At 63.6% G+C, this 12,444-nt stretch carries 11 protein-coding genes; 5 read left to right on the top strand and 6 right to left on the bottom strand.

What is annotated here, in order from left to right:
* Positions 1–169 precede the first annotated feature (169 nt).
* The 6 genes from FJ934_RS10105 to FJ934_RS10080 form a co-directional block, all read right to left on the bottom strand.
* Positions 170–1,186, bottom strand: a complete 1,017-nt coding sequence (locus FJ934_RS10105) for a zinc-binding alcohol dehydrogenase family protein (RefSeq protein WP_140609274.1) — start codon at positions 1,184–1,186, stop codon at positions 170–172.
* Between the two features lie 71 nt (positions 1,187–1,257).
* A complete protein-coding gene (locus FJ934_RS10100) occupies positions 1,258–2,223 on the bottom strand; it encodes an ABC transporter permease (RefSeq protein WP_140609272.1) in 966 nt (321 codons plus the stop codon).
* On the bottom strand, positions 2,220–3,773 hold the full coding sequence (locus FJ934_RS10095) for a sugar ABC transporter ATP-binding protein (protein WP_140609270.1): 1,554 nt from the start codon (positions 3,771–3,773) through the stop codon (positions 2,220–2,222). The genes FJ934_RS10100 and FJ934_RS10095 overlap by 4 nt, the downstream gene beginning before the upstream one ends.
* 163 nt (positions 3,774–3,936) lie before the next feature.
* Positions 3,937–4,932 (bottom strand): ABC transporter substrate-binding protein, encoded by a 996-nt coding sequence (locus FJ934_RS10090; RefSeq protein ID WP_140609268.1) that lies wholly within the window; start codon positions 4,930–4,932, stop codon positions 3,937–3,939.
* A gap of 324 nt (positions 4,933–5,256) precedes the next feature.
* Complete coding sequence (locus tag FJ934_RS10085) at positions 5,257–6,255, bottom strand: aldo/keto reductase (RefSeq protein WP_140609266.1); 999 nt, start codon at positions 6,253–6,255, stop codon at positions 5,257–5,259.
* A 94-nt stretch (positions 6,256–6,349) separates the two neighbouring features.
* Positions 6,350–7,855 carry an altronate dehydratase family protein gene (locus tag FJ934_RS10080; protein ID WP_140609264.1) on the bottom strand — a complete coding sequence of 502 codons (1,506 nt, stop codon included), beginning with the start codon at positions 7,853–7,855 and terminating at the stop codon, positions 6,350–6,352.
* A 251-nt stretch (positions 7,856–8,106) separates the two neighbouring features.
* Between FJ934_RS10080 and FJ934_RS10075 the strand changes: the two genes are divergently transcribed.
* From FJ934_RS10075 to FJ934_RS10055, 5 genes are all read left to right on the top strand, one after another.
* Complete coding sequence (locus tag FJ934_RS10075; protein WP_140609262.1) at positions 8,107–9,006, top strand: GntR family transcriptional regulator; 900 nt, start codon at positions 8,107–8,109, stop codon at positions 9,004–9,006.
* Positions 9,007–9,125: 119 nt separating this feature from the next.
* A complete protein-coding gene (locus FJ934_RS10070; protein WP_140609260.1) occupies positions 9,126–9,482 on the top strand; it encodes a DUF2946 family protein in 357 nt (118 codons plus the stop codon).
* A 95-nt stretch (positions 9,483–9,577) separates the two neighbouring features.
* Positions 9,578–10,117 carry a copper chaperone PCu(A)C gene (locus FJ934_RS10065; RefSeq protein ID WP_140609258.1) on the top strand — a complete coding sequence of 180 codons (540 nt, stop codon included), beginning with the start codon at positions 9,578–9,580 and terminating at the stop codon, positions 10,115–10,117.
* A gap of 38 nt (positions 10,118–10,155) precedes the next feature.
* Positions 10,156–10,674 (top strand): YcnI family protein, encoded by a 519-nt coding sequence (locus tag FJ934_RS10060; protein ID WP_140609256.1) that lies wholly within the window; start codon positions 10,156–10,158, stop codon positions 10,672–10,674.
* Between the two features lie 55 nt (positions 10,675–10,729).
* Entirely contained in the window at positions 10,730–12,367 is a 1,638-nt protein-coding gene (locus FJ934_RS10055) for a copper resistance CopC/CopD family protein (RefSeq protein ID WP_140609254.1), read from the top strand.
* Positions 12,368–12,444: the final 77 nt, after the last annotated feature.

Raw genomic sequence — 12,444 nt, 5'->3', positions numbered from 1 at the left:
CTGCGGCAACGCTTCGAGGTCGCGGCATGGATCCTATGATCTGCGCCGCGTCGCTCCTTGCTCCGTCATAGGATGACGAGGCGATAGGTGTTTCGGCCAGTTGCCAAGGCAGCGATCTGCCAAAGTCCCCGCTTAACGATCCGCCGAATCTCGTGTTGGAACGGATATCTTATCCGACCTCGATCACGGCCTTGATCAAGCCCGATTTCTCGTGCGCCCAGCGGGCGAGGTCGAGCGGCGTGCCGGCCAGAGTGGTGCGGTGGGTGACGAGCCTGGCCAACGGCACGGCGCCGCTGCGGATCGAAGCGGCGACATGCTCGAAGTCGGCGCGCAAGGCGTTGCGGCTGCCGATCAGCGTCATCTCCCGTTTGTGGAACTCCGGGTCGGAGAAGGCGATGTCATCCTTGACGACGCTGACCAGCACCAGCGTCCCGCCATGCGCGACATGGGCGAAGGCTGACTGCACCGACTGGGTGTTGCCGGTGGCGTCGAAGACCACGTCGAACCCTTCGCCGCCGGTTGCCTCCCGTACCAGATCGGCCGCCGGCGCTTGCGAACCGTCAAGGATCGAGAAGCCGAGCTCGCTTGCGGCAAAGGCCAGTCTTTCGCTGCTCATGTCGAGCAGGCTGACATCGAGCCCGGCGATACGGGCGAAGAGGGCGGTGCCCAGCCCGATCGGGCCGGCGCCGATGATCAGAGTGCGCGCGCCGGGTTCAGCGCGCGAGCGCCGCACGGCATGCGCGCCGATGGCCAGGAATTCTATCGCCGCGGCGTCGGCGAGCGACAGGCCGTTGGCGGGATAGAGGTTCCGTGCCGGCACCAGGATCTGTTCGCACATGGCACCATCGCGATGCACTCCGAGCACTTCGATCCGCACGCAGCAATTCGGCTTGCCATGCCGGCAGCCGATGCATGTGCCGCAAGCAAGATAGGGGTTGATGACGACCGGCTCGCCAATGGCCAGATCGACGCCTTCACCGGTCTCGATGACCGCCCCCGACACCTCATGGCCCATGATTCTGGGGTAGGCGAGGAAGGGGTGCTTACCCTCGAAAATATGGTAGTCGGTGCCGCAGATGCCGACATGGCTGACCGCGACCAGCGCCCAGCCGGGGAGCGGTCGGCCGGGTGCGGGACGATCTTCCAGGATGAGGTCGCCGGGCGAACGGCAGACGACGGCTTTCATGACGCAGTTCCAGTTTCAAAAAGGGCGCCGGCCTGCGGCTGAGCCGACCGGCGCATTGGGTCAGGGAGGATCTATTTGCCGCGGCGGCGCAGACCGTCGAAATAGACGATGACGATGATCAGCACGCCGGTGATGACACGCTGCCAGAAGGCGTTGACGTTGAGCAGGTTGGCGCCGTTGTTGATGGTGGCCAAGATGAAGGCGCCGAGCAGTGGGCCGTGCACCGAGCCGACGGCGCCAAACAGCGAGGTGCCGCCGATCACCGACGAGGCGATCGCCTGCAGTTCCCAGCCCTCGGCCTGGGTCGGATTGCCGATGCCGATGCGCGACGCGAGCAGCACGCCGACGAACGCCGCGCAGAGACCCGACAGCGTGTAGGCCATGAAGATGGTGCGCTGGACATTGACGCCGGACAGGCGCGAGGCCTCGGCATTCGAGCCGACCGAAAAGAGATAACGGCCCCAGCGGCTGTGATGCAGGAAGACGTAAGCGGGTATGCCGACCAGGAGGACCATCCAGAACAGATTGGGGACGCCGAGGAAGGAATTGCGCGAGAATTCCTGGAAGGCATCATTGTTGATCGAGATCGAATTGCCGTTGGTCATCAGAAGGCCGATGCCGCGCAGCGACGTCAGCGTCGCCAGGGTGATGATGAAGGGCGGGAGGCCCATCTTGACGATGCCAAAGCCATGGAAGAGGCCGATGGCGACGCCGACCAGCAGGGTGAGCAGGATGGCGAGGAAAACCGGGATGCCGGCATTGATCAGCATTGCCGCAATGACGGTGGCGAAGCCGACCACGGCGCCGACGGACAGATCGATGCCGCCGGTGATGATGACGAAGGTCTGGCCGACAGCCAGGATGGCGATCATCGAGCCTTGACGCAAAAGGTTCGAGATGTTGTTGGCCGAGGCGAAGCTCGATGTCGCCAGCGACAGGATGACCCAGAGCAGCACCAGCAGCGCCAGCAGCGTCAACCCGAACAGGGCGTTATAGTTGCGCTTCGGTTTTTCGGCAGGAATCACCTCGGTGCTCATATCTTTCCTCCCAGCTTTTCTTGTTTCTCGGCGAGCGCCTGTGTGAGAATGTCCTCGTGATCGGCGGTTCGAAACCCATGCGTCGCCACCAGCTTGCCGCGGCGGAACACGTGCAGTGTGTCGGCCAGTTCATAGACCTCCGGCAAATAGGACGAGATCAGGATGATGCCGGCGCCTTTCGACAGGAGCGCGCTGAACAGGCGGTAGATCTCGGCCTTGGTGCCGACGTCGACGCCGACCGTCGGCTCGTCGAAGATGAACAACTTGGCGCCATGGGCCAGCCACTTGCCGATGACGATCTTCTGCTGGTTACCGCCCGACAGGCTGGAGGCCAATGCATTGCGTGTCGGCGTCTTGATCCTGAGATCGGCGATCTGTCGGTCGGCCTGGGTCTTTTCCTGGGCGCCGGAGATCAAGAGATTGTTGGAGATGCGCTTGTAGATCGGCAGATTGAGGTTGAGGCCGACCGGCAGGTTGAGGCAGAGGCCCTGGTCGCGGCGGCTTTCCGGCGCCAGCGCCATGCCGAGCTTGATGGCATCATGCTCGGAATTGATCTGGACGTCCTTGCCCTCCCACAGGATCTGGCCGGCCGATTTGCGGTGCCGGCCGTAGAGCGTGGTGACGAATTCACTGCGTCCGGCGCCGATCAGGCCGTAGAGCCCGACGATCTCGCCGGCGCGGACTGTCATCGACACGTTCTCGAAGCCTTTGCCCGAGAGGTTCCTGGCCTCGATGATCGCGGCGCCCGGCGTGAAATGCTCCTTGTGGTAGATTTGTTCGATCGAGCGGTTGATCATCAGCTTGACCAGTTCGGCGTCGTTGGTCTCACTGATGTTCCTGGTACCGACCAGCGTGCCGTCGCGCAGCACGGAGACGCGATCGGCCAGTTCGAAGACTTCCTCCATGCGGTGGCTGATATAGATGATGGTCACGCCCTCGGACTTCAGCCGGCGGATCAGGGTGAAGAGCTGGTCGGCCTCCTTGCGGGTCAGATAAGCGGTCGGCTCGTCGAAGATCAGGAATTTGGTGCCGCGCACGGTGGCGCGGGCGGCGGCGATCAGCTGTTGCTGCCCGATAGTGAGGTCGCCAAGAGTGACATGCGCGGGCAGGTCGAAGCCGAGACCGTCGATGATCTTCTGCGCTTCCTTGACCATGGCGCGCTGCTGCAGGATGCCGAAGCGCGAATTCTCCTCGCCGAGGAACATATTGGCGGCGACGGTCAGGTGACGGCAGAGCACGACCTCCTGGTGGACGGCGTTGATGCCCAGCTCCATCGCCTCGTGCGGGGTCGCGAGTGCCGCCGGCTTGCCTTCCCAGATCACCTCGCCGGAGGTGCGCGGCATGACGCCGGTCAGCAGCTTGATCAGGGTGGATTTGCCGGCACCATTCTCGCCGACGATGGCGTGGATCTCGCCCGACTTGAAGGCGAGGTTGACCGGCTTCAGCGCGTGGGTGCCCGGATATTTCTTCTCGAGGCCGCGCAGTTCCAGGATCGTCCTGCCGGGCTCCAGCACTGGGGCAGGGTGCAGGTCTTGCGCGGTCGATGTCATGACAATCCTCCAGACTGGCCTCCCAGATTGGCCTCACGATTTGGCGCGCTGCGAGGCTTTGGAACTCCCGCCGGAGCAGCCTAGCTCAAGGCGGCGGATTTCCAAGCGATATACGTTGGTTTCCGGGGCCGGGGCCCCGGAAACCATGTTTCCGTGCTGATGCTCAGTTGAGCTTCGGATTGAGCAGCGCGTCGATCTTGGGTTCCTTCATGTTGGCCTTGGTGACCAGATTGGCGCCGGTGTCGACATTGGCCTCGACCTTCTCTCCCTTGGACGCGGCAAGCGCGGTCTTGATGCCGTCATAGCCCATCCGGTAGGGATCCTGGACGACGAGGCCGGAAATGACGCCGTCATTCAGGAACTTGATCAGCTTCTCGTCGCTGTCGAAACCGATCAGCGCGACCTTGCCGGCAAGCTTGTTCTCGGCGACCGCCTGGCCGACGCCCTGCGCCATGATCAGGTTGGACGCGAAGATGCCCTTCAGGTCCGGATTGGCGGTGATCAGGTCGGTCGCGATGTTGAGGCCGGTGGTGGCTTGGCCGTCGGCATATTTGTCAGCAATGAGTTCAAGGCCGGGGTACTTGGCTTTGAGCTCTTCCTTGAAGCCCTGGGCGCGCTGCTCGAGCGAGCCGGCCCCGGGGAGCGCGGTGATCAGGGCAACCTTGCCCTCGACCTTGCCGCCATTGGCGGCGCCGATGGCCGCTGCAAGACCGTCGGCCGCGACGCGGCCGCCCTGCACGTTGTCAGTGGTGAGGAACGAGGTGAAGGCCTTGGAGTCGGCGCTGGAGTCGATGCCGATGATCTTGACCTTGGCGGCGGCTTCGTCGATCGGCTTGCCGAGCGCCTTGGCTTCCGTCGGCGCGATGACGACGGCGGCCGGGTTGCCGGCGACGGCATTCTCAAGGATGGAGATCTGGCCGTTGACGTCGGTTTCGGCCTGGGCGCCGAGTTCCGGCACGTTGACGCCGAGATCCTTGCCGGCCTTGCGGGCACCGGCCAGAACGATCTGCCAGTAGAAGGACGTGGTGTCCTTGACGATGATCGGAATGGTCACGTCAGCCGCCGAAGCCGGAGCCGAGTGCATCATGCCGGCGAGCATGGAGGCGGCTGCGAGCGCCACCACCGCGCGGCGATTGAGAATGCTGGTCACGAAGTTCATAGGTATTTCCTCCCTAGTCGCCCGGTGAAACGTCACGGAAGTTCTGTTCGGATAGGCGCGGCCCAAACGGAACTTTATCAATAAAAAACAATTGCCCTGTTTTGATAATGCATCGATCCGGCCGACGCAAGCGGTGTTTCACGCCTCGCGGGCACTGACATATTCACACGCCGCGCTCCTTGGCGCCATTAAAACGCTCCCGTTCCGCTCCGTCGATGTATGGAACGTTAATTCCATATCTTAGTCAATATGGAATGTTCATTCTTATTTGTGGCTGACGGATTTGTGCAGTGAAACCTCCCTTCGGTCTGTCGGGGTGGCCGCTCACGCCAGTTTCTGTACCACCGTGTAGGGACGATATTTGGCGTATTCCGTCTCCGGCACGTCGATATCGAGTAGTTCGAGGTTGCGTGTCAGGTTCGCGAGCTTGGCGGTGCCGGTCAGCACGGTGGCGACTGCTGGCTCGTGGAGGGGAAACTGGAACGCGGCAGCGGCCAGCGGATAACCGCCTTCGTCGGCGATTTCCTCCATGGCGTCGACCCGGTCGAGCACGTCCCGGCTGGCGGGCTGGTAGTCGAAATGCGCGCCTTGCACCGGTCCGGTCGCCAATATGCCGGAATTGAAGACACCGCCTATGACCAGCGAAGTCTGTTGGGCCCGGCACAGCGGCAGCAGTTCGGCTTCCGCGCTGCGGTCGAGCAAGGAGTAACGGCTGGCGAGCAGGATGCAGTCGAGGGGCGCCCGGCGCATCACGTCGAGGCAGATCTGGACCTCGTTGACGCCGAGCCCATAGGCGGAAATGGTGCCGGCCCGTTTCAACTCCTCGAGCGCCTTGATGCCCCCATCCATCAACTGGCGAAAGTGCAGCTTGGTCTTCTCGCCGCCATGCGTGTAGACGCCGATGTCATGCACGTAGAGGATGTCTATTCTGTTCAGGCCGAGCCGTGCGTAGCTGAAGTGGACCGACCGCATGATGCCGTCATAGGAATAGTCATAGTCCAGCGCGAAGGGCAGGGGATCGACATAGGAGTGGTCGGGAACCTGGTCTTCAGGGACCGGGCGGAACAGGCGGCCGACCTTGGTGGACAAGACATAGGAATCGCGCGGCTTGTAGCGCAGGAAATCGCCGAAGCGCCGTTCCGACAGGCCGAAACCGTAGAAGGGCGCGGTGTCGAAATAGCGCAGGCCCGCATCCCAGGCGCCCTGCAGCGTCTCCATCGCCGCCTGGCGCGAACAGGCGCGGTAGAGGCCGCCGATCGCGGCGCCGCCGAAGCTGACCTCGGTGACCTCGAGCGGCGTCCGGCCGATGCGGCGTTTTTCCATGCACAACCTCCTCCATTGCGCGGAACCAAGATATCATCCAGAGCAATTCCGGGAAAAGTTCGTCGCCGTTCCGGAATTGCGCGAATGCAAAGAGCTAGAGCGTCGCGCCGAGGTGCCAGGGCACGAACTCGTTATCGCCGTAGCCAAAATCCTCGCTCTTGGTCTTGCGGCCGGAAGCCGTCTCGACGATCAGTTCGAAGATCTCGCGGCCCATGCCGGCGATGGTCTTTTCGCCCGAGGCGATGACGCCGCAATTGACGTCCATGTCCTCTTCCATTTGGTGATACATGGTCGAGTTGGTGGCGACCTTGATCGACGGTGTCGGCCGGCAGCCGAAGCAGGAACCGCGGCCGGTGGTGAAGACGATGACATTGGCGCCGCCCGCGACCTGGCCGGTGGCCGAGACCGGGTCGTAGCCGGGCGTGTCCATGAACACCAATCCGTTGCCGGTGACCTTCTCGGCATAGCCGAACACGCCGTTGAGTGGCGTCTGGCCGCCCTTGGCGACCGCGCCCAGCGATTTTTCGAGGATCGTGGTGAGGCCGCCGCGCTTGTTGCCGGGCGAGGGATTGTTGTCGATCGAGGCGCCATGCTTGGCGACATGGTCTTCCCACCATTTCACGTAGCCATCGAGCTTCCTGGCGATCTCGGGCGTCGCCGCGCGATAGGCGAGCAGATGTTCGGCGCCATAGATTTCCGTCGTCTCGGAGAGGATGCCGATGCCGCCGACGCCGGCCAGGATGTCGACGGCCGCACCCAGCGCCGGGTTGGCCGTGATGCCTGACATGCCGTCGGAGCCGCCGCACTGCAGGCCGACGACGATCTCGCTGACCGGGATCGGCTCGCGCTTCAGTTGGCCCACTTCCTCGGCGATCTCGGCCAATACGCCCATCGCCTTTTCCACCGATTTGCGCGACCCGCCGGCATCCTGGATGTTGAAGTGGCGCTTGCCGGCGGCGGCGCCCTTCTGGCCGTAGAGGGTCAACTGGTTGACCTCGCAGCCGAGACCGACCATCAGCACGCCACCGAAATTCGGGTGGCGGGCATAGCCCGCGAGCGTGCGGTGCAGCACCATCATGCCGTCGCCTGTGCCGCTCATGCCGCAGCCCTGGCCGTGGACGATGGGCACGAAGCCGTCGATGCCGGGATATTTCGGCAGCAGGGTCCGGTTGGCCGTGTCGGCGATGGAATGGCAGACGGTGGCCGAGCAATTGACGCTGGCGATGATGCCGATGAAGTTGCGCGTGCCGGCGCGGCCGTCGGCGCGGCGGTAACCCATGAAGGTGCGGGCGCGGTCGGCCTCGGTCGCGTGCTCGGCCTCGCTCGGCGGCACCACCGGCAGACGGCCGGCCTCGAAAACCAGATTGTGCGAATGGACATGCTCGCCCGGCGCGATGTCTATCGTGGCGCGGCCGATCGCCTGGGCGTATTTGACCACAGCTTCACCAGCGGCGATCGGCTTGATCGCCACCTTGTGGCCGGGCTCGATGACGGCGGTGGCAAGCGCGCCGCCCGGCAGCGCGGTGCCGATCTCGATGCGGCCATTGGCAACGGCGACATTGTCGGCGGGGGACAGAAGAATGGTGTTCGAGACGTTCACGGGCGGCTTCCTGGGTGATCCTGGGATGCGCGCATTGACACGCGCCTGTTAAGAGTTAATGTCTTTTATCGTGAAAAAACAGTTTTGCGTCAATTGTTTTTTCGCGAGCAGTTCCGCGTGCCCCGCGCAAGTGGTGGCGCTGCAAACAATGAACCGACTCCAGCGAAAGCGATTCCGCTTTTTAGGGTCATGGGAACGTCATATTGCGCTTCAAGCCGGCCGCCGCAAGCGCCGGCATCGATGGGTCAGGGATGTCGAAGAGCAACAACGTCTACAAGGACGCCTACAACCGCTGCCTCAGGCTACTTGACGAGACACGCAGCCTGCCGTCGGAACCGGAACTCGGCGCGCTGCTCGGCGTCAGCCGCACGACGGTGCGCAGCATCCTTTCACGCATGGAGGAAACCGGGCTGATCGCCTGGAACAAGCGCGCCAAGACGGTGCTGCGCGACCCGCGTCCCGATGATTTCTTCCCGGAGGAGGAGACCGACACGCTGGCCGAGATCATCGAGCGGTCCTTCATGCGACGGCTGCTCGCCGACGGCGCCGAGGCCGGCATGCAGATCAACGAGCTCGAACTCGCGCGCGAGATCGGCGTCGGCACCACCAGCGTGCGCGAGTTCCTGATCCGCTTCTCCCGCTTCGGTTTGATCGAGAAGCGCCGCAACAGCCATTGGGTTCTGAAGGGTTTTACCCGCGCCTTCGCGCTCGAACTGACCGAAATCCGCGAAATGTTCGAGCTGCGCTCGGCGGCCGCCTTCGCCGCCCTGCCGCAGGACAGCCCTGTCTGGGCCGATCTCGACCGCCTGGAGGACGAACATCGCCAACTGGCAGACGAGATCGCCACGCGCTTCAACGCGTTTTCGGAGCTGGACGAACGCTTCCATCGGCTCATCCATCGTGCCTCGCACAACCGCTTCATCGTCGATTTCTACGATGTCATCGCCATGATCTTCCATTACCACTATCAGTGGAACAAGGCGCAGGAACGCGAGCGCAACGAAGTCGCGGTCGGCGAGCATCTTGCCTATATCGAGGCGCTCAAATCGCGCGATCTCGGCAAGGTCGACGCCGCCTGCCGCAAGCACCTGAAGTCGGCACGTCAGACATTGCTGACGTCGATCCCGGAAAGCCGGTCGCAAAAATCCTGATCGCGCCGCGTTGCCGCAGCATCGAATTTTGCGTTTTTCCACTCGGCGGCCCCGTGATAGGTATCGTCCAGTCGCTTGAAGAGGCAAATCTTTTGAACAGCCGGGGGAGACGGTGGAGCATGCCGGTCGCGCTTGTCGCGGCCTATCTGCTGCTGCTCCAGTCGACGCTCGGTGCGTTTGCCTTCGTCGCCGGCCCGAATGCCACGCAGTTCGACGCTTTCGGCAATGTCATCTGCACCCACGATGGCGCCACCCAGCTTCCTGATGGTGACGAGCACCCGTCCCATCTGCCGGCCTGCTGTACGCTCGGCTGCAGCATGCTTTCGTCGGCTTTCGCGCCGCCGCCCGATGCCGGGCTGGCACTGGCCAGCCTTTCCTTTGAAACGGTCGCCTTCGTCTTCCCGGCGAGCATTCATCTCGACTTCGCGCGCGAGCGCTCGCCGTCGAATCCGCGCGCGCCGCCGCTGGCGGCCTGAGCCTGCTTGCCCGGCGAAACCTTTCGCGGGCGCCCGTCCAAAGATCAAAACGCTCGCGACCGGCAACGGCGCGATCATCACTTCATGCAGCAACCATGTCCCATCATTCCCCTATGGCGCGCCCTATGTTCGGCCGCATATTGTCTTACCTTCAGGAGCGTCTCGGCATTGCCGCGCTGGCTCTTGTCCTGTCGTTCGTCGGCGCCCAGACTGTCCTGGCGCATGAGTTCAAGATCGGCGATCTCGAGATCGAGCATCCCTGGTCGCGCGCAACGCCGGCCGGCGCCAAGGTGGCCGGAGGCTACTTCACCATCACCAACAAAGGCAGCGCGCCGGACCGGCTGCTGTCGATTTCCTCCGATGTCTCGGAAAAGGCCGAACTGCATGAGATGGGCGTCAAGGACGGCGTCATGACCATGCGGCCGGTTTCCGGTAGCCTGGAGATCCCCGCCGGCGGCAAGGTCGCACTAGCGCCCGGCGGCTATCACCTGATGTTCATCGGTCTGAAGCGGCAACCCAAGCAGGGCGAAAAATTTGCCGCCACGCTGACCTTCGAGAAGGCCGGCACGGTCAATGTCGAGTTCGCTGTCGAAGGCATGGGCGAGATGGGCGGCATGGACGATCACGCCCATTGATCAGCCTATTCCAGAATTTTGAAATCAGAGGGACCATCATGAACAAATATCTTTTGGCGGCCGGCACGCTTCTCGTGCTGGGGACAAATGCCGCTTCCGCGCACATAACGCTCGAAACCCAGGAAGCGGCGGTCGGCTCGACCTACAAAGCCGTGCTGCGGGTGCCGCATGGTTGCGACGGCAAGGCCACGACCGCCGTACGCGTGCAGATCCCGGAAGGGGTGATCGCGGTGAAGCCAATGCCGAAGCCGAGTTGGACGCTACAGACCAAGAAGGGCAAATATGAAAAATCCTACCAGCTCTATGGTCAGGCGGTGACCGACGGGGTCAAGGAAGTCGACTGGAGCGGCGGCAGCCTGCCGGATGAATTCTATGACGAGTTCGTCTTCCGCGCGACGCTGACGGCTGATCTGCCCGTCAACCAGAAACTCTACTTCCCGGTGGTGCAGGAATGCGACGGCGCCGCCGAGCGCTGGATCGAGATTCCGGCGGCAGGGCAGGATGAAGACGCGCTGGAGAATCCGGCGCCCGGCATCAAGCTCACGCCGAAGAAATGATCTCCTGGCGGCGCGCTCGGTCCGCAGGGCGCGCCGCCAGTTCGGTGGCGACGACATGAACGCGATATTCCCACTTCAGAGGGCCGCTGTGATCAGCAAGGGCGCCGGCTGGGCAGCCGGCGGTCTGCTCTGCGTGGTCATGGCGTTTATCGTCATGGTTTCGACGAGCCAGGCCTTTGCCCATGCCGCGTTGATCAAGACTGAACCGGCCGACGGTGCCGTGCTGGCGCAGGCTCCGGCGCGGTTCTTACTGACTTTCAGCGAGCCGGTTTCGCCGCTGGTGCTGACGCTGGTGAAACCTGACGGCACGCCGATGCCGCTGACATCCTTCCGCCTCAGCGACCAGACGGTCGAGATCGACAATCCGCGGGCGCTGAAGTCCGGCACACATGTGCTGAGCTGGCGTGTCATATCCACCGACGGGCATCCGGTCGGCGGCTCGCTCTTATTTTCCATCGGCGCGCCGAGCGAACCACCCGTCGTGTCCGAGGCGGTCGACTGGCCGCAACGATCGGCGATCTGGATCGGCAAGGTGTTTCTCTATATCGGCCTTTTCCTCGGCGTCGGCGGCGCCTTCGCCCTTGCCTGGCTGGCCGGGGACGGACGCGCCGGCCAGCGCTTCGTGACGGCCGCGATCCTGTGCGGGCTGGTGGCGGCACCCCTCTCGCTTGGTTTCCAAGGGCTCGATGCGCTGGGGGCGCCGCTCACTCAGCTGGCGCAACCGATGATCTGGCGGACCGGGCTCGGCACCAGCTTCGGCTGGACGGTGCTGATCGCCCTGATCGCGCTAGGGCTGGGCCTGCTGTCGCTGGCTGGACCGCGTGTGTTGGCCAAGCCATTTGCCCTTGCCGGTCTGGCTGGCGTTGGTCTCGCGCTCGCGGCCAGCGGCCATGCCAGTGCGGCCGAGCCGCAATGGCTGACACGGCCGTCGGTGTTCGTCCATGGCGCCGGCATTGCTTTCTGGGCCGGCGCACTGGTGCCGCTCGGTCTCGCGCTGAAGCGCCAAACGGTCGACGCTCTTGCGTTCCTGCGCCGCTTCTCATGGACGATCCTGCCTGTCGTGGCCGTGCTTGCCGCGGCCGGCGTCGTCCTCGCCATCATCCAGGTACAGACGCCCCCGGCGCTGATCGGCACCGCCTATGGCCGGCTGCTGCTGGACAAGCTCGCATTGCTGGTCTTCCTGTTCACGCTTGCCGCCGTCAATCGCTGGAAACTCACCGCCTCGGCCGAGGGGGGCTCAACGGAGGTGCAACGCAGGCTCACCCGCTCGATCGGCGTCGAAATGCTGATCGTGCTGGCGATCTTCGGCGTCGCCGCGGGCTGGCGCTTCACGCCGCCGCCACGGGCCCTGGCGATCGCGGCGGCACAGCCGGTTTCAATCCACATCCATGCGCTGCAGGCAATGGCCGATCTCTCCATCACGCCGGGTCATGCCGGGCCGGTCGCCGCCTCGATGATTATCATGACCGGCGATTTCGGGCCGCTCGATGCCAGGGAAGTGACGTTGGTGCTGTCGAAACCGGATTCCGGAATCGAACCGCTGAAGCGCGCGGCGACCAAATCCGGCAATGGCGGCTGGCGTATCGACAACCTCGTCATCCCGGTACAAGGCCGCTGGACGGTTCGCCTCAACATCCTGGTCTCGGATTTCGAGATGGTGAAGATCGAAGCGCCGGTGGACATCAGGCCGTGATTTTCCATATGGTCGCCTGCAAGGCGGACTCGGCGGCTTACTGGCAACACAAATTGGCGAGGCGGTTGACGGCGGCC

This window comes from Mesorhizobium sp. B2-4-12, from assembly GCF_006441575.1.
In the GTDB taxonomy this organism is placed as follows: Bacteria; Pseudomonadota; Alphaproteobacteria; order Rhizobiales; family Rhizobiaceae; genus Mesorhizobium.
The sequence above is the reverse complement of the archived record's forward strand: the minus strand, read 5'-3'. Positions and strand labels throughout refer to the sequence as shown.